This window comes from Mucilaginibacter metallidurans (assembly GCF_003286435.2).
Classification (GTDB): Bacteria; Bacteroidota; Bacteroidia; order Sphingobacteriales; family Sphingobacteriaceae; genus Mucilaginibacter; species Mucilaginibacter gossypii.
On sequence record NZ_CP043449.1, the window covers coordinates 2,723,112 to 2,746,713 of the forward strand.

Sequence of the window (23,602 nt, forward strand, 5' to 3'; positions counted from 1 at the left end):
TATTGAGTTCAGAGTTTTCTTGATGAATCGATCTTGCCGTCCAGCAGATCGATAATGCGCGAACCGTATTCGGCATTTTTTTCGGAGTGGGTAACCTGAATAATGGTTACACCATCTTCCTTATTCAGCTTGCGGAACAGCTCCATAATCTCCTCCCCTTGTTTTGAGTTGAGGTTACCGGTAGGTTCGTCGGCTAATAGCAACTTGGGTTTAGCAATAAGCGCGCGGGCGATACCCACTAACTGCTGCTGCCCGCCCGATAACTGTGCCGGGAAAAGATCTTTTTTGCCAACAATGTTAAAGCGGTCAAGCATATCTGCAACCATGGCTTTACGCTCCGCACTTTTAAAATCCTGGTAAATAAGCGGGGTTTCAATATTTTCATAAACGGTTAGCTCATCAATTAAGTGATAAGCCTGAAAAACGAAACCGATGTATTGCTTGTACAAAGCCGAACGTTGTTTTTCTTTAAGCTGATGTACTGCATGGCCTTCAAAATAATGATAACCGTCTGATGGTTCATCAAGCATACCGATGATATTCAGCAGCGTTGATTTACCCGAACCTGAAGGGCCCATAATAGAAATAAATTCGCCTTCGTCAATGTCAAGGCTCAGATCATTCAGGATGATATTTTTGTTGCCCCCTACCTGGAAATACTTTGAAATATGCTGCAGTGATAACATTTTTAATTATTGAATTAGTTTGTTAGTAAATAAATGAGTTAAACAATAATACTCATCATTTTGCGATTAACATATCAATAACATACCAAAGTTCTATCTTATTAACTATCAATAAATTACACCATCATACCAAAACTTCACTGTACGCTTATGTAACAGATTGCGTACGGTTATGATACAGTGTTTTTTGAGGTGAAAGGTAAAAGGCGAAAGGTTAAAGCTTTTTTCCATTGCCCAAATATGTACCGGCAGGTAGAGTATAATTACTTTTGATTCCTGTAACACGCTATAGCTTAATTAAACGGCGAAAGCTGAAAGAATTATTTAACATTGTATTTAATGCGTTATAAACCTTTCAGTTTTCGCCTTTTACCTTTCAGCTAAATAATCAATCTCCAGACCGCAAACTTTTAACCGGATTAGTAAGCGCTGCTTTAAGGGATTGAACGCTCACGGTAATAAAGGCGATAAGTACAGCTACTGCACCCGCGGCTATGAATACCCATATTTGTATGCTGATCTTATACGCAAAATCCAGCAGCCAACGATGCATGGCATACCAAGCTATCGGCGAAGCAATGATAACCGATATGATAACCAGTTTCAGAAAATCGCCTGAAACAAGCTTTACTATACTGAAAACGCTTGCGCCCAAAACTTTACGTACTCCAACTTCTTTCACTCTTTGCCTGGTTGAAAACACTGCCAATCCGAATAAACCCAGACAAGAGATGAAGATAGTGACCAAAGTAAACGCAGTTAATATTGAACCGGTACGCTGCTCGGCCTTATACATATCATCAAATTCCTGATCAAGAAAGTGATATTCAAAAGGTGTGGCAGGATTAAAAGCGCTCCATTTTTCTTTTACTGCAGATATGGTTTTGGCAATATTATTTCCTGAGGTTTTGATAAGCACTTTACCAAAATAATCTTCAGTAAACATTACAATTGGTGTAATTTCCTGGTGAAGGGATGCGAAATTAAAGTTTTGTACAACACCTTTTACTTCACCGGTACGTCCGTTAAGGCCAATATGTTTACCTATTGCTTCTTCGGCTGTCCAACCCAGTGCTTTGGCGGCTTTTTCGTTGATGATAAAACCGTAATAGCGCTTATTTTCATCAGCATCCGTAGAACGTTTCTCATCGGCATCTGTAAAATTAATGCCCTGCACCAGTTTAAGACCAAGCGTATTTAAAAAATTCTTTTCTACCGGTAAAGCAGTTACCGAAAGATTATAGTCGCTGTTTTTGCCGTCGGCGTGGTTAATGCTATATCCGCCGTGAACATCAACCGGCGAATCGTACGAAGCAGTTGCGTAAAGCACTCCCGGTAATTGAGTTACCTCGTTGTTAAATGATTTAATATCTTTTAATAATTTGCCGCCAACATCAATCACCATCACCTGCGACCTGTTGATACCTATATTGAGGTGTTGGATATACCGCAGTTGGCTACCCGCGATAACCGTACAGATCATGAAGAATACGGATACCACAAATTGAAATATAACTAACGATTTGCGTAAAGCCCGACCGCCGGAGGTATTTGTGAGTTTCCCCTTTAAGGTAACAATAGGATTAAATGCTGACAGATATAATGACGGATAAGTTCCGGCCAAAAAAGTTACTGTTACAAATAAGGTAACCATGGCCATAATCAGCCATGATGTATTCCAGGTTTGAAAGCCCAACTGCTGCCCCGAAAAATCGCTGAACCATTTAAAGCTCACATCCGCCAAAAACAGGCCCGCCAACAGCGATACGAGGGTGATCATGGCAGATTCGATGATAAATTGTGTAAAAAGCTGCGAACGTGCAGCACCCATTACCTTTCTTACCCCTATTTCGTGGCCCCGTTCTATAGCTTTGGCTGTTACAAGGTTTAGGAAGTTGACACAAGCCAGCAACAATAAGATAATGGCAACTGCCCCTAAAACGTAAATGTATCTGATATTGCCGGATGGTGTTAGCGGATATGTAGCCTGCGATTTCAGGTGGACATCGGTCAAAGGTTCGAGTTTGAACCACATTTTATGCCCTTGCCTGAAATCATCCTTAAACATCTCTGCTACATAGTTGTTCATTTTTTGCTCAACCGAGCTTATATTAACGTCCGGCCTTAAAAGCAGGTAAGAATAATCGTTAGCCGAATCCCATTTGCGCGTTTTAGCATGTTCCGAACCTGCGGACGAACCAATCATGTCAAACTTGATCTGCGAATACTCGGGTACATCTTCCACCACCCCTGTAACCATCATGTTTAGTTTGTTATTAACCTTCAAAACCTTACCTATAGCATCCTCAGTACCAAAATATTTTTTTGCGGTAGACGCGGTGATCACCAAAGCCGAGGGATCTTTAAGTGCGGTAGCTGCGTTCCCCCTCAAAAACTTAAAGCTGAAGATCCTGAAAAATGGTTCATCGGCTAAAAAGAACCGTTTTTCATTGAATAGTTTATCCTGGTATTGCACCGGGTTATTATACCAGGAAATGCGCACACCATCCTCAATTTCCTGCAATTGCTGTTTAAATACGGGTACTGGTGCGGTTGGCGTTACCGCTACAGATTTTGCCTCCGCATCATCAGAGGATTTGTAGTTATAAGCCATGCGCACAATACGATTAGCATTAACGTGAAACCTATCATACCGCAGCTCATTTAATAAATAGGTAGCTAATAATATAAAGCAACCTATTCCAACTGCCAAACCCGCAACACTTATTAATGAAGTAACCTTGTTTATAACCAGGTTACGCCATGCTGTTTTTATATAATTTTTAATCATTTACCCCTCCTAACCTCCCCAAAGGGGAGGAATTGTTGTTTGCTCTTCGACTCTTAAAGCCCTCTCCTTTGGAGAGGGTTTGGGTGAGGTTATTCGCTCCTCAAACTTTTAACCGGATTAGCTACAGCCGCCTTAATGGCCTGGAAGCTTACAGTAGCAAAGGCTATAACCAGTGATGTAAAACCAGCTATACCGAATACCCACCAGCTAATATCAATGCGATAAGCAAAATCCTGCAGCCATTTATTCATGACATAAAACGCTATCGGCCAGGCGATGACGTTGGCAATGAGCACCAGTTTTACAAAATGCCCCGAAAGCAGCATCACTATATTCTGCACAGATGCCCCAAGCACCTTGCGCACCCCTATTTCCTTGATCCGTTTTTCGGCTGAGTATAAAGCGAGGCCGAATAACCCCAAACAGGATATAATGATGATCAGTCCAGCTAAAATACTTACTACAGTGCTTACCTGATTATCTACACTGTAAACCTCTTTAAAATGATCGTCAAGAAACTGGTATTCAAAGGGTATCCCCGGAAACTCCTTTTGCCAGGTTGATTGGATAAATGCAACAGCATCTTTAGCCCTGCCGCCGTTGATCTTAACCGACATTTGGTTGAACCCTTTACCGTTTACCAGGAACAGCGTTTCAATTTTATAATGCAGGGAATTGAAATTGAAATCTTTGGCTATTCCGGTAATCACACCCAACGAATCAAAACCAAACCTTTGTCCCAGTAATGATTCCATATTTTTCCCTTTATGATCTTTCAGCAATTCCTTAGCCAGTGCTTCGTTGATGATATACTGTTTCCAAACAGCCGAAGTATCAGTAGAAAAATTCTTGCCCGTCAGTAGCTTGATCTTATAGAGATCGAGGTAATTATTATCAACCACCAACAATGTTGAAGTAAGCTGACGCAAAGGCGAATCGCCCAGTTTAAATGAGATCCCTGTTTGATCCAGATGACTGCCTAAAATATCCTGCGATGCGGTAACTCCCTGTATTATTGAATTGGAGAGTAATTCCTGCTTAAACAGATCATATTTGTTTTGGGGGATCAAACCTAAAGGAACATTAACAATCTGATCGCGGTTAAAGCCGGGATCTTTTTTCTGCATAAACTTAAGTTGCCTGATAACCAAAACTGTAGCTATCATTAAGATTACAGCACTCGTAAACTGGCCAACAACCAAAATATTACGCAATGGCACTTTATTGCCCCTCGCCGTTGCTAAAGCCCCCTTTAATACTTTAACCGGTTGAAACGACGACAAAAAAAGCGCAGGGTATATACCTGAAGTAATACCAACAAGCACGGTGCTTATCAGCACCACCCCTATAAGCATCTTGTTGTCATGCAGCGGTAAACTAATATCACGCTGGCTTAAACCATTAACAAATGGGATTGCAATACTTACCAAAATACAGGCAAAAGCTAAAGCTATCAGGGAAAGCAACACCGTTTCGCCAAGGAACTGCATAGCCAATTGAAAACGCCCTGCACCGATAGACTTACGTACCCCAACTTCTTTTGCCCGCTCAGATGAACGTGCGGTTGAAAGGTTAATAAAGTTGATACAGGCTATTATCAGAACAATAATGCCTATCACAGTAAATAAGTTGGTGATGTTCTTGTCAAATTTCTGATAGTTGATATAGTCCAACCCTATATCGACAGAGTTAGCATGCACATCCTTAAGTGATAGCAGAAACAATTCATAATTTTTAGAACCGCCTTTGCCCCTGTACTTTTCAAGATACGCCGGAAATTTCTTTTCAAGGGCTGCTATATTAGTACCAGGAGCCAGCTCAAGATAGGTATTTAACCAGTTGCCACCCCAATTGGTAAACATCCATTTCTTATAAATACTACTGAACGAAAACAGGCAATCGAACTGCAATTGTGAGTTTTTAGGCACATTGGCCAATATACCGGTAACCGAATAGGTTATTGTATCCTGCCCATAATTGGTTACTGTTTTACCAATCGGATCATCGTTACCAAACATACGTTTGGCGGCATCTTCGGTTAATAAAACGCTGCGTGGTCGTAATAAAGCAGTTGCCCGGTCGCCCCTCAGCAGTTTAAAATCAAACATTTTCAAAAAAACCGAATCCACAAAGAATACCTGTGGCATGTACACACGTTTGAGTCCGTTGTTAAGCGGAAACTTTTGTTGCCAGCGAACGCGCGTAAAGTTTTTTATTTCAGGAAAATCGGCTTTAAGCGTGGGCCCCATCGGAAACATAGATAACGCAACCTTTTGTGAGGCGCCCATTCCCTCAAACTTTTGCACCTCGTTTAAGCGGTAGATGTTTTTAGTATGCAGATTATCAAAGCTTTTTTCATAATAAACAAAAAGCGTGATCACAATGCAAGCCGCCATACCAACGGCCAACCCAAAAATGTTAATAGCCGAAAAAACCTTGTTTTTCCAGATATTGCGCCAGGCGGTCTTGAAATAATTTTTTATCATTAGTTTATCTCGTTTAGGTCATTTTGCCCCGCATTCCATTAATAAGATGAAAGCATGGCTTAATGACAATTATTCGGAACGTAAACTTTTAACCGGGTTGCTTAATGCTGCTTTTATTGCCTGAAAGCTAATGGTAGCTACTGCCACCAAAACGGCTAATACACCAGCCAGCACAAATACCCACCATTGAATATCTATACGATAGGCAAAATCTTTGAGCCATTGATGCATAAAATACCAACCTACCGGCATGGCTATTATGCAGGATATCACTATCAGCTTTAAAAAATCAAAGGATAGCAGGTTAACAATACCGGGTACCGACGCGCCAAGCACTTTGCGGATCCCTATTTCGCGGGTACGTTGCAGCGTGCTGTACGAAGCCAAACCAAGCAAGCCCAAACACGAAATGAATATGGCGAGAACGGCGAAGTTGAAAAACAGCTTACCGAAACGCTGTTCAGAGCGGTACTGCCTGTCAAAAAACTCATCTAAAAAATAAAATGAGTATGGCCTGTTAGGGATAAATTGTTTCCACTTACCTTCTATCTGCGCCAATGTGCTATTCAGATTTTTCGGGGAGACTTTTACAGTTATCAGATCAAGACTATGAAGCTCGATTCGCATGGTAAGCGGCTTGATTACCTCCTGTAACGAACGGAAATGAAAATCTTTCATTACACCTACTATTTTACCTTCGCGCCCCCATTGTTTAAACCGGCGGCCGATAGCATCTTTAGGAGAGCTATAGCCAAACAATTTAACAGCGGCTTCATTGATAAGCATGGCCTGGGCCGTATCAGTACCAAATTCACGTGAAAACGAACGACCCGCAACCATCTTTATCTTAAATTGGTTTACATAGTCATAATCAACAAAATACAGATCAAGGTTAGCTATCTGCAAATCGCCCATTTTATTTTCTATCTCGGAGTAAGCCCCGTTATTTCCACCTCCAGGGATACTTGAAGCAGATGCCGTTGATACTACGCCGGGAATTGAACTGATAGCATTTTTTAGGGATTCTTTAGCAGGATCGCTGTTGGTGTTGAGTACAAGCATTTGTTCTTTATTAAAACCAAGATCGCGGTTTTGCATAAAGCTCATTTGGTTATAAACTACTATAGTTCCAATAATAAGCGCTATGGAAATACTAAACTGCGCAACAACAAGCGTTTTGCGTAAAATTCCGCCCTTCCGGCTTCCGGAAAAACGGCCTTTCAAAACCATCACCGGTTTAAAGGACGATAGTACCAACGCAGGATATAAACCGGCAAACAGGCCGATGCAAATAGACGTTACAAACAGAATAACTACATAGTACCAGTTTGAAAAGATGCCGGTACTAACAGTTTTACCAGCCAATTGATTAAATGCAGGCAACAATAAAGCAGCGATACCAAGCGTAAGTAAAAAAGCTATGATACAAAGCACCACCGATTCACCAATGAACTGGCCAGCAAGCTGGCTCTTTTCGGCGCCCACAACTTTACGAATCCCTACTTCTTTGGCGCGTTCAACCGAGCGGGCAGTAGTAAGATTAACGAAGTTGATGCAAGCTATCAGCAAAATAAAAATCGCGACAATGCTGAATATATACACATTGCTAATGCTTCCAACTTCCTGTCCGCCTCTTTTTGAGTAGAGGTAGGTATATTTTAAAGGCTCAAGCATGAGCCTATAGAACATCTGGCTTTTCTTCATTCCGTCCCCGTCACGATTTTGCAAAAAGGCAGGCATTTTAGCTTCAACAGCCTTTGGACTTGTACCCGGTTTTAACAAAAGATAAGTCGTAGCGCCGAAATTGCCCCACTGCCCGTCAATTCCTTTATTAAACTTTTGGGTTAACGATGTCATTGAGATGATCATATCGGCCTTGATTTGCGAGTTGCCAGGAAAATCCCTCATAACACCGGTAACCGTGGCAGGTACGGCATCGCCGGTAATTAATACGGTTTTGCCAATTGGGTCGGCACTGCCAAAATATTTTTTCGCGGTAGATTCGGTAAATACTATCGTAGCGGGCGCGGTGAGCACAGTCCTGGGATCGCCTTTAACTAATTTAAAATCAAAGACCTTAAAAAATGTCGAATCCGCGAACATGGAGTTTTCCTCCTGGAATTTTACATCTCCCCTGCGCACCAAAAAACTGCCGCCGCTGGTGCGTACAAATGCTTCTACTTCCGGCAAGTCTGCCTTAATATTGGGTGCAAACGCCCATGATGTGCTACTGGTATTAATAGTTTCGCTCGGGGTTTTGATATCGGTTACCAAACGATAGATCCTATCGGCCTTTGTGTGAAAGTTATCGTAACTCAGCTCAAAGGCCACGTATATAAAAATGAAAAAACAGGCTGTTATCCCTATTGATAAGCCCGTAATATTAATAAACGAAAAGCTCCGGTGTCGCCAAAGGTTCCGGAGGGCTATTTTAATGTAATTTCTGATCATATTTTTTATTTTTTAATGTCATGGTCATTTATCTTACCCGTTATAACAACACAAAGCAAACTGATACAATTACCCATTATTCAGAACGTAAACTTTTAACCGGGTTGGCAATCGCGGCCTTAATAGCCTGAAAACTGATTGTCGTTAGTGTGATGACAATCGCTGCTGTCGCCGATATAATAAACACACCAGGGCCAACGGTTACCCGGTAATCGTATTTCTGCAACCACCCCTGCAAAAAGTAAAAGGCTACCGGCGAGGCTATTACACAACTAATAAGCACCAGCAACACAAAATCCTTCGACAGTAAAAACCATAACTGGCTTACAGTTGCACCTAATACCTTGCGTACGCCAATTTCTTTAGTTCGCTGCTCGGCGATGTATGCGGCTAATCCAAACAGGCCGAGGCATGAAATAAATATGGCAAGGCCCGCAAAAATGCCCGACAATTTCCCCACCAATACTTCCTGGCTAAACTTGCGGTTATAATCATCATCTACAAAACGATAGGTATAGGGATAGGCCGGACTATATTTTGAAAACACCTGCCCAATTTTATCAATGGCATCGTGCGGGTTCACTTTAGGCGAGAGGCGGTAAATCATGTTTTGATGCGGATCATTATTATACACAAACATGGTTGGGTCGGCCTGTGCAAACGGCGATAACATCAGCGCGTTTTTAACTACACCAATTATCTTGCGCTGCTTACCTCCATAAGTTATTACCTGGCTTATCGGGTCGCCTTTAAGGCGCAGGCGCTTAATCGCCGCTTCATTGAAAATGATATTCAATGAATCTGACACCACATTGTTATAATCCCTGCCGGCAAGCATTTTCATGCCGGTGGTTTTAAAATAATCGTCAGCAACGGCTATTACGCCCATTTCAACGGTTTCGCCGGCAAATTTACCAGGCCATTGGTCAAGGTTGTTGTGCATGTTAATATCTGTAATGGTGCTTGATGCTGTGGAGATACTTTCAATCACGCCGCTTTGCAATAATTCATTTTTAAAAGCGGAATAGTGCTTACCCAAATCTTCATTGGCATTAGTGGCTATTAACCTATTAATATCGTATCCCGCCGGGCGGTTTTTGGCATACTGAATTTGCCTGTAAATAACAGCTGTGCTTATGATCAACGCTATTGAGCAACTAAACTGCATCACTACTAAAACTTTACGCGAATACGATGCTGAGCGGCCAATCTGAATTGTACCTTTTAACACCTTAACCGGATTAAATGACGAAAGATAAAACGCAGGGCGGCTACCGGCCACCAGGGCTGTAAGCAATACACACACTATGGCAATCAGCCAAAAAATTACGCTGTTAAAGGGGATAAAAATAGTAGTCCCAGTAAGCGAGTTAAACGGCCCGAGCGCTATTTGAACAAAAAGTATTGAGCATATAAAGGAAATCAGTGTAATCAGTGTAGATTCTGTCAAGAACTGGAATATCAGATGCTGACGTTGTGATCCGATAGCTTTACGGATGCCGACCTCGCGCGCGCGTTTTTCAGACCGGGCAGTTGTGAGGTTGATGAAATTCACACAAGCTATCAGTAGTACCAGTACACCAACAATACTAAAGATGCGTACATAATCAATAAAACCACTTACTGCAACTCCATTTTTATAATTGGCAAAAAGGTGCCAATCGGTTATGGGCTGCATAATTACATCCGAGTTTTCGGCGTTAATATTTTTTTCGCTTTTTTCAATGTGAAGGATCTTTGGGGCCAGTTGTGCGTACGTTACACCTGGTTTTAGCTTTGCAAATAGCTCGAAGCTATTGTTACCAAAGCTATCGTGGGCGTCTTTCATGTAAGGCTGTTGCTCCATCAAACTGAATGGAATAATATATTTAAATTGAAGCGACGAATTCAATGGTACATCCTGAATCACGCCGGTAACCTTTAAATTGTAGTTATTATCAACCTTAACAACCTTATTAATCACGTTCCCGGTGCCAAATAAAGCGAGAGCAGTAGCTTTGGTCAATACAATTGAATATGGATCATTCAAAGCGGTTGTACGGCTCCCCTGTAAAAAATTGTATTGAAAAATTTTCAGGAAATCGCTACCTGCCTGCACGCCATCAATAGATAACTTGTTATCGCCTACCATTAACCCATGTGTGCCACCCCAATCTGTGGGTGCTACATATTCTATTTCAGGCATAGTTTTCAACACATCTGCCAGTTTTAACGAGGTTGAACTAAACGTTAATGTTTCGCCATTACTGTTAAAATTACGGCGAACCTGGTATACCCTGTTGGCATCGGGCAAAAATCTGTCATATGAATATTCATGGGCAACCCAAAGCGCTATCATCAAGGCAACAGCCATCCCGGCTGCCAATCCTAAAACGTTTATAGCCGTATAAGCCTTATTGTTAGCGATGTTTCGCCAGGCTATTTTGATATAATTTCTAAGCATACTGTTGGTTCAATTGTTCATTAGTTCATTGGTTTTATTCGCGAGTAAAAATTATTTGCACAACCTTGCCCGCGTCCGCTAATGAACTAATGAACAAGTGAACAAATGAACCCTACTCCGAACGCAAACTTTTAACCGGATTGGCAAGCGCAGCCATTGCAGCACGATAACCTACCGTAATCCACGCTATAATAAATGTGGATAGTATGGACATCACAAATATTTGTGGACCGATACTAATCCTGTATTGAAAATCCTTTAAGTAATTATGCATTGCCCACCAGGCCAGCGGAGAGGCTATTACAAATGCTATAAGCAGCAATATGCTGAACTCCTTGCCAAACAACCATAAGATGCTGCTGATATTTGCACCCAATACCTTACGAACCCCGATCTCCTTGGTTTTACGTACAGCCATAAATGACACCAGGCCATACAGGCCGAGACAACCTATAATGATTGCGATACCGGCAAACGCTTCAACCAGGATTAGTAATATATTATCCATCTGATAGAAACGGGCAATGGTATCATCCAAAAACTGGTAAGAATATAATTCTTCAGGGAAAGTTTGGTTCCAGATTTTATCAATATCCGCCAGTGTAGCTTTGGCATTACGCATATCTATCTTCACAGCAACGGTAGATAGTGACTGATAGTTAGGCATCACACATAATGGTGAAATCTCCGAATGGAAAGAGTAATTGTAAAAATCTTTCATTACGCCTACAATGGTACCTTTATAGTCGCGGCCATTAATTGCCATTTGTTTCCCTATTACATCCTGCGGTTTAACGTGCAGTTTATTAACGAAGGTTTCGTTCACCAAAAATTCTTTAACCGAATCGCCTTTGAAGAAGTTTCTGCCGGCAATAAGTTTAATGCCGAAGGTTGAAATGTAATTTTCGTCGGCCTGTTTGGTGTTGATGCTCCAATGCTCGTCTTCGGCACGATTATCATATTGAATACCGGTATTACTATTTGAACGCGACGCCGGCGGGTTATAACAGTAAGATACATTTTCAACACCCTTAATTTCGCTGAGGCGATTACGCATCGTGCTCATTTTCATCTTATCGTTTTGAGGAAGCGGCACAAGCACTACGGCATTTTTATTAAAGCCCAGATCGGCAGTTTGTGAATAATGTAATTGCGATACTACGATGATAGTACCGATGATAAGTACCTGCGATATAGTGAACTGGGTAACTACCAGTACCCTGCGCAAAGAAAAACCGCCAACATCTTTTTGGGACAGTTTACTTTTAAGCGCTTTAATTGGCTGAAACCTTGCCAGTACCAAACCAGGATATGAACCCGAAAGAAATACAACAACAATAGTAATAACAACTATAAAAGCGCTCAATTCGGCCCAGTTAAAGGTCATCCTTGCATGGAAGAGATTGTTTAATGGCGTCAAAGCAATCTCTGATAAGCCAATAGCAACTCCCACAGCAATAATGCTGATAATAGCCGTTTCAGCAATAAATTGCCAAAATAATTGGAAAGGCTGGCTACCCAATACTTTACGGATGCCTACCTCTTTTGAGCGGTTTAGTGCCTGGGCCGTAGCCAGGTTTATAAAGTTTACCGAGGCTGTAATGATCAGGAACACACCGATAAAGAACAGCGCCCATAAATAGCTTTTATCGGCATAACCACCAAGTTCACGGTCAAAGTGCATTTCGGCAATAGGTTGTAACTTAAAGCGCCAAACCTGCAAATCCCTGCCGGTGTAATTCTTTTTAACCAATTGCAGCATAGCGGTTTCAACCTGTGCTTTGGTTACACCGGGCTTTAACCTGGTAAAACCCTGACAACCGCTGTAAACACCACCCCAGTTATTCTCACGGCCTTTACCTGCGTACGCTTCCATACTTGCATATGAAATAAAAATCTGTTGCTTTTGGTCGGTGTTATTTGGCAAATCCTGCAGTACACCGGTTATAGTAACAGTTATATTATTATCCAGCTTAAAAGTTTTGCCTATTGGGTTATCATTACCAAAATATTTTTGGGCCATTTTTTCGGTAACCAACGCTTCATTCGGGTTAACAAGCATGGTTTTCTTATCGCCTTTAAGCGATGGAAAATTCAGTATGTCGAAATACTCGGGCTCAACAAACGCAACGCCATCATCCTCCCCAAATTTTTTCACTTCACTTCCCTTGGTAATCGTGATCAGCGTTTTATTAAAGCTGATATATCTCGCCGTTTTTTCGCTAAAGGCAAAGTCATTTCGATAACCCCTGGCCATCGGTTGCGGAATAGCGCCTACCCGGTCTACACCCTGATCGTGAAACTCGGTATAAAAACGGTAGATCCTGTCTTTATCCTTATGAAAGGTATCAAAACTCAGGTGGTAAGTGATCAGCGTAAATATTAATACCCCACAGGCTATACCCAAAGCCAAACCAATAACACTGATGGTTGCGTAAGCCTTGTTACGCACCAAATTTCGCCATGCAATTTTTATGTAGTTTTTGATCATACCCCCCCCTAACCTCCCCAAAGGGGAGGAATTGTACTTGTGATATATTTAGTTATTATTTATGTATTTTAATCTTCTTAAAGCCCTCTCCTTTGGAGAGGGTTTGGGTGAGGTTACTCACTTCTCAAACTCTTCACCGGATTTGTCAGCGCAGCTTTTATAGCCTGGAAACTTATAGTCACCAACGTTATAACAATAGCGGCAATGCCGGCGGCGGCAAAAACCCACCATTGTACAGTTACCCGGTACTGATAACTTTGCAGCCAGTTATTGATTGCATACCAGGCAATCGGAAAGGCTATCAGGCAGGAAACTGCAACCAGCTTTAAAAAATCACGCGATAGCAAGCCGGTTAAACCGGCTACGGAAGCACCAAGTACCTTGCGGATGCCTATCTCTTTGATCCTTCTTTCGGCAGTATAGGCTGCTAACCCAAACAAACCAAGACACGAGATCACGATAGCCAGCGATGCAAATATGCCCGACAGCTTACCGGTAAGGGCCTCCGTTTTAAACAGTTCATCAAAATCAGCATCAACAAACTTGTATTCGAATGGATAACCGGGGTTGGCGCGTTTATAAACTTCGCCTGCTTTTGCCAGCGCCTCGGTTAAATTAACGCCCTCTTTAAAGCGGATAGTTAAAATGTTATTGTTTTGCGGACGGCTAAACAGCATCAGCGGCGCACCAGAAATATACATATCATTATATAGGAAATCTTTAATGATTCCCGCGATTTGGTATGGTTTACTGCCACCATCCCTGATAATGCCACCTAGGTGACCAGCCTTTCCCATTTGTTTGGCAAAGGCTTCATTAATGATCACATTGCTGCTATCGAGCTTTGCATTGGCATAAAAATCCCTGCCAGCAAGCAGTTTCATATTCATAGTTGATACAAACTGAGGGCTTACACTTTCGATAGTGATCAGTGGATTTTTTGAGGCATCTTTTCCGTCCCATGAAAAATTATCCGTGTTACTCCAAATTTGTAAAATTGGATATTCGCTCAATGAAGCATCGGCTACAACCCCGGTTTGTTTTAATTCATTGTTTACCGCAGCAAAATGATCAGTCAGTTTGCCTTTGGTATCGATATAAACAAGGTTATCTTTTTGATAACCCAGCTCACGGTTTTTAACGTGTTGAATTTGCTGATAGATAATTACCGTACCAATGATGAGTATGATAGAAACGGAAAACTGGATCACCACCAAACTTTGCCTGATAAAGCCCGCACCAGCTGCAGATGGTAATTTGATATTTTTTAATACGGCAATGGGGTTAAATGACGACAGGTAAAACGCGGGATAGCTGCCAGCCAGCAAACCGGTAACCAAACCTATCGATAGTAAATAAAACAAATGGAGTGATTGCAAAAGATCGATAAAAAGCTCTTTTTGAACCATAGTATTGAACGATGGCAGAACTGTGTAAACTAAAAACACAGCGACTATTACCGCTATAAACGCCATGACCACCGCCTCAACTATAAACTGAGCTACAAGTTTACCTTTCGCGGCTCCCATCACTTTGCGTACCCCAACCTCCTTAGCCCTTTTCTCAGATCTTGCAGTTGACAAGTTCATGAAATTTATGCAAGCTATGATAAGTATAATACAGGCAATTACCGAAAACAGACGAACATACTCAATACGACCGCCACTCATTTTACCATCAATAAATTTATCACGAAGGTTCCAGTCGTTCATTCCGAAAAGAAAGCAGACAGTTTTATTGCCCTCTTTTTTGGTACCGATGTAGTTGGCCAGCTTTTTATTGACGGCATTAACATCAGCTGTTGGTTCCAGCTCCACATAGGTACGAGCCCAGTTTGCTCCCCAGTCCTGCATCCAGGGCTGCATATGATCGATATTTTTTAATGGTGCAAACCAATGTATCTGAAAAGTTGAGTTTTTAGGCAGGTCGGTAAATACGCCGGTAATGGTAAAATCATGTTCATTATTCATTTTTAAAGCTTTGCCAATAGGGTTGGCACTGCCAAAAAACTTTTTAGCCATTGTTGTACTGATCACTATCGAATGCAGCTGCTGAAAAGCATTAGCTTCTTCACCCTTAACTAAAGATAATTTTAGCATCGGAAAAATCTCTGCATCAGCGTAAGTACCATTTTCGTTAATCACTTTCTCTCCCAGGGCAAATACCATGTCATGGTCTCCACCCATGCGGGCAGCATTTTTCACACCAGGGATATCTGCTTTTAATGCAGCGGCCATTGGCCCCGGTGTAGCACGAAATGTGGAGGTTTTACCATCATAGGTTTGATTTTCACGAACAGTGTACAGATTATCGCGCTTTACAAAGTTGTGATTAAATGTAAGCTCATCCTGCACCCACAAGAATATCACGGATGCGCAAGCAACACCTATAGCCAAACCGGCAACATTCAAAAAGCTGTAAGCCCGGTTTTTCATCAGGCCGCGTACAGTGGTTTTAATGTAATTTCCTATCATGGTAGTTGTTCATTGGTTCATTAGTTCATTGGTAATTGTATAGTCCGTTAACTGCAAACTGCCACTGCCAACTGCTACTCACTTCTCAGGCTTTTAACCGGGTTAACAAGCGCGGCTTTAACAGCCTTATACCCTACTGTCAACCAGGCTATTATCAGCGATGATATTATTGCCAGTAAAAAGATCCAGGCGCTCATCGAAATACGGTATACAAAGTTTTGCAGCCATCCGTTCATAATATACCATGCGGCGGGCATGGCTATCAGGAATGAGATACCAATAAGTATCATAAACTCTTTTGAAAACAGGAATACTATGCTGCTTACCGATGCTCCTAAAACCTTGCGGATGCCAACCTCTTTTGTGCGCTGAACTGCCATGAATGAAACCAACCCGTACAAACCAAGGCATGATATAAAAATGGCTATCCCGGCAAAAATTTTGTACACCAGGGCCATTTTGTTCTCCTGCTCGTAAAATTTGGCAATATTATCATCCAGGAAATAACCGTTATAAGCATATTCGGGAAAGTATTCTCCCACAGTTTTTGCAGCTGCGATACAGTTTTGCTCAAATCAGCAGTTTGGATCTTGATACCTATTTGCCCCTCGAATTTCTTAGCAGGTGATATTACTATTGGTTTTATAGCTTCGCGAAGTGAATTGGTTTTAAAGTCCTTAACTACCCCTACTATCGGCAGCCATTTGCCGCCGCCCAAGCGTAATGTTTTGCCAATGGCATCATTAGCATTTTGGATACCCAATTTATGGATAAAGGTTTCGTTAACCACGTACTGCCTGGCCGTATCACTTACATCGTAGCCTTTGCCTGCAACAAATGTCAAACCATAAGTTTTGAAGTAATCTACGTCGCCAAATTTAAGGTAGGTGTTAAAGCCGACGTCCTTGGTTGAGTTATTGAAATCGAAATTTGTACCCCAGTTATTTTCTGATGATGGTACATCCGAAGAGAAACTGATTGCTTTGACATTAGGATCCTGCAACACCTGTTGTTTAAACGATTCCATTTTACGGAGGCTTAAACTATCGGTATAGCCGGGAATAATGAGCAATGCCTTTTTATTAAAACCGAGATCTGCTTTATTTATAAAGTCCATCTGGTTTACCGCTACGATGGTACCAATAATGAGCAATTGTGATATGGCAAACTGTGCAATCACCAATCCCCGGCGAAGCGGGATCCCACCGATAGAAGCTGCCGTTATTTTATTTTTAAATGCAAGCACAGGTTTAAAACCTGATACTACCGATGCAGGATAAATGCCCGATAATAAAACGATAGTAACTGTACTGGCCGCTAAAAAAAATAAGCTCCCAGTAGTAAATAAGCTGATACTATCAGGCACATTGGCTATATTTTTCAATTGAGGCATGGCCAGCCGGGCAACTGCCAAGGCAATTAAAGCCGAAGCAATGACGATAATTGTTGTTTCGCCAATTACCTGAAAAATCAATTGCGGACGGGTACTGCCCAACACCTTGCGGATACCAACTTCTTTCGACCGTCCGACAGATTGCGCTGTTGAAAGGTTGATGAAGTTGATAGAAGCCATAATGATGATGAGCAAAGCTATGAATGACAGGGTACGCAAGGTGGCCCTGCTGGTGCTATGATCACCAAGCGGGTTACCTATCCGGGTATCAAAATGCATATCGGCAAGCGGCTGTGGTAACAGCGTAGTTTGTGCCGATCCCTTTTTAAAATGCTTGGTCGAAAATGCTTTTAACTGTGCGTCGATACTGCTTTTTGACATGCTTGCCGGGAACAACATAAATACCTCATGGCTGCTGCTGGTTGATCCCCATTCGGCGCTGTAGTTGTAATCTTTAGGATGCTGTTTCCATGTATCAAATGATACCAACACTTTAAACGGAAAATCGCTGTTAACGGGGGCATCTTCTACAATGCCAGATACTTTCAGCGTTAAAACATTATCCATTTTAAGAATTTTGCCTACAGCATTTGTCCAGTCGCCAAAATACTTAATGGCCGAGCTTTTATCTAACACAACCATATCCGGACTGGCCAGTACAGCGGGACTACCAGCGAGCCATTTGTAGCTAAAAATGTCGAAGAATTGAGGCTGAATAAATAACACGCCAATATTTTCAGTAAATTTCTTATCGCTGCTATTACTTCCGGCGGCTTGCGGCACTGTGATCTGGCTGCCATAACTGCTGTTCAAAGCTGCCACTTTAGCCTGTGGTATATCCAAACGAAGGGCATCTGTAGCAGGAACAGCAACTCCGGGATTGGTGGTAGTTTCCGACTCGTGCTTTTCCTGGGTAACTATACGATAAATGCTTTTATAATTAGGATTGAAAGTATCAAAACTAAGTTCAAACTGAATAATCACAAAAATGAGCAGGCAGGCAGCCATGCCAACCGTTAAACCCGCAACATTTATGGCAGAATAGCCTTTATGACGCACGATATTGCGCCAGGCTATTTTGAAGTAATTTTTAAGCATATCGTACAGCAATTTTCAAAATTGATGTAAAAGCTATACCAAAACCAAAAACAATTGAATATCAGATATTTAAGTCAGATAAAAAACATCAACTGTTCGTAAGTGTAACACTTTGTGTACGGTATTGATACAGTGGTTTGATTTCAGATTTGGGATGTTCGATTTAGGATTTGGAGATTTATTTCCTGGGCAACCTCAACGGGTGGAAAGTAAAAACGTCAGATGTTCGAAAAACATCTGACGTTTTCATAAATTGGTTGCTACCTTTTAGCTTTCGTCTTTAACCTTTCACCTCAAAAAATCACTCGCTCCTTAAGCTATTTACCGGGTTGGCCAGTGCAGCTTTGATAGATTGGATGCTTACAGTTATCAATGCTATTAAAAGTGCTATGCACGCGGCAACAGCAAAGATCCACCATGTGATATTTGTTCGGTATGCAAAATCCTGCAGCCATTTGTTCATCATGTACCAGGCCACCGGGAAAGCAACGATGTTGGCTATGACAACTGTTTTTAAAAACTCGGCAGATAGCAGTCCTATTATATTTTGAACACTTGCACCAAGCACTTTACGAATACCTATTTCTTTTACCCGCTGTTCGGCGGCAAAGGCAGCCAGGCCGAGTAAACCTATGGCCGATATTGCAATGGCTATAATGGCGAAAGCGGCTATCAATGTTGATGAACGCTGTTCGGCGTGGTAAAGTTTATTATAGCCATCATCAATAAAACTATAGTCAAACGGCTGGTCGGGAACAAATTCATTCCATACATTTTGGGCTATCTTTATAGCTACCGCCGTATTACCTGGAGTTGTTTTAATATAAAAGCTCCGTGCCCAATCGGTATGATTATTAATAACCATAGGGCCTATCTTTTCATGAAGACTCCTGAAGTTAAAATCTTTCACCACGCCGGCTACTATGCCAGAGTCGCCGTTAAACTTAAACCGCTGCCCGATAACGGGTTTATGAATCCCAAGCTGTTTCACTGCGGTTTCATTCAAAATTACATTATGCTGATCCGAGCCATTTTTATCAAACCAATGCCCGTCGGCCATTTTAAGGCTTAGTATATGTTGAAATTTTTCATCGGCCGATATGGTGGAAACCGAGGGTTTATAATCAAGTGGCCTGCCTTCCCAATCCATTGATCCTGAAACCTTGTTGCTATTATTAAAAAAGGCATCGTTGGCCGATTGAGAGACCTCAGCTATCGCGCTTTGCTGTGTTAATTCGCTGGCGATGCTTTTTAATTTCGACTCCCTTGTCTTATCGTCTAAGCCAAGCACTTGCCATGGTATAGTCATTACAAAAACATGTTCGCGCTTATAACCCAAATCAGCATTTTTCATAAAATTAAGCTGGCGATAAATGATCATTGTACTAATGATAAGCATCACCGAGATACCAAATTGTAAAACAACCAGCGTTTTACGGATGCCGCCATCCTTAAAATTCAATAGTGCCCTACCTTTAAACACGCTTAATGGCTTAAATGACGACAATAACACAGCAGGATATAAGCCATTGAAAACAAAGCAAACTATCAGTGTACCCAACAATATCAACCATGTAACACCAGATGTTAGTGGTTGTACAAAATGCTTTTCGGTAACCTGGTTAAACCAGGGCAGGCAAATCTGGATAAATAAAATAGCAAATAATAATGATAAGAAACTAACAACCAATGATTCGGACATAAACTGGGCAAAAAGCTGCCTCCTGCCCGCTCCTACAATTTTACGTACGCTCACCTCTTTTGAACGCACGCTTGCCCTTGCGGTAGTTAGGTTTACATAATTAATGCATGCTGTTGCCAAAAGTAAAAAAGCCAGGACCAGGAAGATGTTAACCAGCTTTCGGTTGCCGTTTTCAAATGAAGTACTTAGCAAACCACTTTCAAAATGGATATCCCTGAGGCCTATCACACTCATGGTTGTGTTTTCACTGCCCTTGTTATTTTTCCTGATAATCTGGGTTAGCTTTTGGCCTATATCCTTAATATTTACGCCCGGCTGCAGCTTTAAAAATGTGAGGCCGCTATAGTTACCCCAATTGCTCGCCTGTTCTTTTTCATGTGCATTGCTTAGTTTAGCCTCTACCGGCATCAATATATCGTACTGAAAGCTTGAATTTGCAGGATTATCCTTAACTACTGCCTGCACCTGGTAGTTTATGGAATCAATCTTTAGCATTTTGCCAACGGCTTCGCCGTTACCAAAATATTTCTTTGCTGTTGGTTCGGTCAGGATTAAACTAAATGGATTTTTCGAAAAGCTATCGGCGCTTCCATCGATAAAATCGTAATGGAATACTTTGAACCAATTAGCATCTATATATGCATACTTTTTTTCCGATATCAGTTGGTTATTATGATGTACCGTCATCATATAACCCGGCCACAAAAACGTATAATTCTTTAAACCGGGTATTTCCTGCTTAGCAACGGGGCCTAATACATAAGGAGACGACTCCCAATCCCACACTTCGTCTTTAGTCAGGCTTAGTTTCGTTTTTACCCGGTAGATATTATCAACGTCCGGGTGATAATTGTCAAAACTAAACTCGTTTTGTACCCATAGCATAATAAACACCGCCGCGGTGATGCCGATGGTGAGCCCCGCAATATTAATCAAACTAATAGTGCGGTGCTTAGCTAAATTACGGAATGCTACTTTAAAATAATTTCTGAGCATATTAATTAGTCATTGAGTCATTATTGCATAGCCATTAAGTCATTTTGCTTTTCTAAATCATCAATCAAAATGACTTAATGACGCGAAGCAACTGACTCAATGACCAATTATTCAGAACGTAAACTCTTTGTTGGATTAGCCAATGCCGCTTTGATTGTTTGAAAACTTGAAGTGATCAATGCAGTTAGCAACATTCCCGCGCCGCTTGCTGCAAAGATCCACCAACTGATGGTTGTGCGGTCTGCAAAGCTTTCCATCCATTTGTTCATGGCATACCAGGCCAGTGGAGTTACCAATACAAAGGCCAGTACAATGAGCATCACCAACTCGGTTGAAAGCAGGGTGACTATCTGTGCTACTGTAGCGCCAAGTACTTTACGTACACCTATTTCTTTGGTGCGTTGATTGGTATTATAAATGGCCAAACCTAATAAACCAAGGCAGCTGATAAAGATCGATAAACCGGTTGCCCAGGTTAGCAAAGTTGATGTATGTTGCTCAGCATCGTAAAATTTGGCGATGCTTTCATCAAAAAAGCTATATTCAAAATCGTCTTCAGGATAAATCTCTTTCCACGCTTTTTCCATCGATGCAATAGCTTTTTTCCATTCGTTGCCTCCGGCGGTTTGCGGCTTAAGCGCTATATGAAAGGTACCATTGTTGTAATAACTGTTACTGATATGAATGCAGGTAGGTTTAATTGCCGAATGCAATGATTCAGAATAAAAGTCGGCCACTACACCTATGATTTGCATTCTTTTATCGCCATTAAACTTATCAATATATTTACCTACAGCATCAGCAGGATTTTTAAACCCTATTAGTTTTGCGTAAGTATTATTAATTAAAAATGCCCTGGTACTGTCGCCATATTGTATATTACGTCCGGCCAAAAGTTTAAGCTTGTATACATCAATATAATTAGGGTCGCCGTACTTTTCGTACAATTCAATCTTTATTTCCTTTTTGCCATCTATGTACGTAGCTTCCGTTGAATTGGTGCTGGTTGATGACGGAGCGGCTTTACCCGCGCTTACCAGCTCAACCTGAGGTATCGCCTTTAATTTGTTCATAAATACCTGGTTCTTACTAAGCGTTCGATTTTTCCAGGGTGAATTAATGATTAGGATGGCGTCCTTTTTAAAACCCAGATCTTTTGTAAGTGCATAATGAATCTGTTTGCCTACCAGCACAGTAGCCATTATAAAAAACTGGGCGATAACAAATTGAGTTACGGTTAATGATTTACGTAGCCACGCATTACGGGCTTTACTACTGTTTGATGATGCCTGGTTTTTAAGAACCAAAACAGGTTTATAGCCTGATAGCAAAGCTGCGGGGTAAAAGCCCGACAATAAGCTTACCACTATTATCAATAAAAAAAGGAACACAAAAAGATGGGGCTGGTGCAGCAGGTCAAGTTTAACACCTTCCGCTATAAAATCTTTAAACAGTTTTAATATTACAGGCGCCAGCGTCACCGAAATGATTACAGCCAAAAGAGTTATAATGAACGTTTCACTCAGAAACTGTGTTATAAGCTGGGCGCGGCTGCTTCCCATTGTTTTACGCACGCCAATTTCCTTGGCCCTTTGAGTGGCCTGTGCGGTAGTTAAATTAACAAAATTAATGCAACCTAATAATAACAGGAAGGCAGCTATAACCAGTAAACCGTAAAGTGTTGTTTTATTAGCCGGATTACCGGAATCAAATGTTCCGTACATACTGTTAAAATGCAGATCGCTCAAAGGCTGTAAGGCAAAATTACGTGTATTGCCCTTGTTTTCGGGTTTTGGAGGATCATTCTTTTTAAGAATAATATTTAGTTGCTTTTCAAAATTGGCTGCAGTGGCATTGGGCGCCAGCTTAACAAAAAGTATGGATGATGAAGTAGTACCTCCCCAACTGGTAAGGCTTAGTTCGTCAGACAGCGTTTTATTAGCTTTTGCCGTTGAATAAGAGATAAAATCGTGAAAAGTAAAATCGTTATTTCCCTTTAATGGTTCAACAATACCGCTCACGGCCACACTAATCGTATCATAAGTAATTACCCTGCCCATCATCTGGCTATATGACAGTTGAGGAAAATATTTTTTTGCCTGATCTGAAGTGAGCACCGTTTGATTGGGAGAATTCAAAGCAGTGTTGGCCGAGCCCGCAAGCCAGTTGTATTTAAACATGTTGAAATACCTGCCATCTGCAAGGATCACGTTATCCTGTAGTTTAAACTTAACAGGAACGCCCGCTTTTCCGGGGATAAATACATTAGGCTGATTCAACAGGAAAAATGGCACGGTAAGTTCCACCCCACTCACACCATTTCTTACAGCTTCGGGCACCGGGCCTGAAACACCTCGGTTATGCGCTTCTTCGCCGGAAAAGGTGTAGTTTGAAACTACCCTGTAAATACGGTCGCTGTTATCAAAGTTTTGATTAAAAGTAAAATCAAAATGGACTATCAAGTAAATAATCAGCGCCGAACTGATCCCTATAGATAAACCGATTACATTAATGAATGTAAAAAATTTATGCCGCCAAAAATTACGCAGCGCAATTTTGAAATAGTTTTTAAACATTGTCAAGTCATTATT

General features: G+C 41.4%; 11 protein-coding genes. All 11 read right to left on the bottom strand.

The window, feature by feature from the left end; genetic code table 11:
- Positions 1-8: 8 nt before the first annotated feature.
- Positions 9-686 (bottom strand): ABC transporter ATP-binding protein, encoded by a 678-nt coding sequence (locus DIU38_RS11740; RefSeq protein ID WP_091163863.1) that lies wholly within the window; start codon positions 684-686, stop codon positions 9-11.
- A gap of 388 nt (positions 687-1,074) precedes the next feature.
- Positions 1,075-3,477 carry an ABC transporter permease gene (locus DIU38_RS11745; RefSeq protein WP_112654884.1) on the bottom strand — a complete coding sequence of 801 codons (2,403 nt, stop codon included), beginning with the start codon at positions 3,475-3,477 and terminating at the stop codon, positions 1,075-1,077.
- An 89-nt stretch (positions 3,478-3,566) separates the two neighbouring features.
- Positions 3,567-5,963, bottom strand: a complete 2,397-nt coding sequence (locus tag DIU38_RS11750) for an ABC transporter permease (RefSeq protein ID WP_112654885.1) — start codon at positions 5,961-5,963, stop codon at positions 3,567-3,569.
- Between the two features lie 69 nt (positions 5,964-6,032).
- Positions 6,033-8,414: an ABC transporter permease gene (locus DIU38_RS11755; RefSeq protein WP_112654886.1), complete on the bottom strand. Its 2,382-nt coding sequence runs from the start codon at positions 8,412-8,414 to the stop codon at positions 6,033-6,035.
- 76 nt (positions 8,415-8,490) lie between these two features.
- Complete coding sequence (locus DIU38_RS11760) at positions 8,491-10,857, bottom strand: ABC transporter permease (RefSeq protein ID WP_112654887.1); 2,367 nt, start codon at positions 10,855-10,857, stop codon at positions 8,491-8,493.
- Positions 10,858-10,969: 112 nt separating this feature from the next.
- Positions 10,970-13,348 carry an ABC transporter permease gene (locus DIU38_RS11765; protein ID WP_112654888.1) on the bottom strand — a complete coding sequence of 793 codons (2,379 nt, stop codon included), beginning with the start codon at positions 13,346-13,348 and terminating at the stop codon, positions 10,970-10,972.
- A gap of 113 nt (positions 13,349-13,461) precedes the next feature.
- Positions 13,462-15,822, bottom strand: a complete 2,361-nt coding sequence (locus tag DIU38_RS11770; RefSeq protein WP_112654889.1) for an ABC transporter permease — start codon at positions 15,820-15,822, stop codon at positions 13,462-13,464.
- A 74-nt stretch (positions 15,823-15,896) separates the two neighbouring features.
- A complete protein-coding gene (locus DIU38_RS33520) occupies positions 15,897-16,280 on the bottom strand; it encodes an ABC transporter permease (RefSeq protein ID WP_208057836.1) in 384 nt (127 codons plus the stop codon).
- Entirely contained in the window at positions 16,247-18,313 is a 2,067-nt protein-coding gene (locus tag DIU38_RS11775; RefSeq protein ID WP_208057835.1) for an ABC transporter permease, read from the bottom strand. Before DIU38_RS11775 ends, DIU38_RS33520 begins: the two co-directional genes overlap by 34 nt.
- A gap of 301 nt (positions 18,314-18,614) precedes the next feature.
- On the bottom strand, positions 18,615-21,011 hold the full coding sequence (locus DIU38_RS11780; RefSeq protein WP_112654890.1) for an ABC transporter permease: 2,397 nt from the start codon (positions 21,009-21,011) through the stop codon (positions 18,615-18,617).
- Between the two features lie 107 nt (positions 21,012-21,118).
- A complete protein-coding gene (locus tag DIU38_RS11785; protein WP_112654891.1) occupies positions 21,119-23,587 on the bottom strand; it encodes an ABC transporter permease in 2,469 nt (822 codons plus the stop codon).
- Positions 23,588-23,602: the final 15 nt, after the last annotated feature.

Coding starts and splice junctions, on each gene's coding strand:
- DIU38_RS11745 (WP_112654884.1), bottom strand. CDS start 3,477: ATGATTAAAAATTATATAAAAACAGCATGGCGTAACCTGGTTATAAAC.
- DIU38_RS11770 (WP_112654889.1), bottom strand. CDS start 15,822: ATGATAGGAAATTACATTAAAACCACTGTACGCGGCCTGATGAAAAAC.
- DIU38_RS11785 (WP_112654891.1), bottom strand. CDS start 23,587: ATGTTTAAAAACTATTTCAAAATTGCGCTGCGTAATTTTTGGCGGCAT.
- DIU38_RS11740 (WP_091163863.1), bottom strand. CDS start 686: ATGTTATCACTGCAGCATATTTCAAAGTATTTCCAGGTAGGGGGCAAC.
- DIU38_RS33520 (WP_208057836.1), bottom strand. CDS start 16,280: ATGGCCCTGGTGTACAAAATTTTTGCCGGGATAGCCATTTTTATATCA.
- DIU38_RS11775 (WP_208057835.1), bottom strand. CDS start 18,313: ATGCTTAAAAATTACTTCAAAATAGCCTGGCGCAATATCGTGCGTCAT.
- DIU38_RS11765 (WP_112654888.1), bottom strand. CDS start 13,348: ATGATCAAAAACTACATAAAAATTGCATGGCGAAATTTGGTGCGTAAC.
- DIU38_RS11760 (WP_112654887.1), bottom strand. CDS start 10,857: ATGCTTAGAAATTATATCAAAATAGCCTGGCGAAACATCGCTAACAAT.
- DIU38_RS11780 (WP_112654890.1), bottom strand. CDS start 21,011: ATGCTCAGAAATTATTTTAAAGTAGCATTCCGTAATTTAGCTAAGCAC.
- DIU38_RS11755 (WP_112654886.1), bottom strand. CDS start 8,414: ATGATCAGAAATTACATTAAAATAGCCCTCCGGAACCTTTGGCGACAC.
- DIU38_RS11750 (WP_112654885.1), bottom strand. CDS start 5,963: ATGATAAAAAATTATTTCAAGACCGCCTGGCGCAATATCTGGAAAAAC.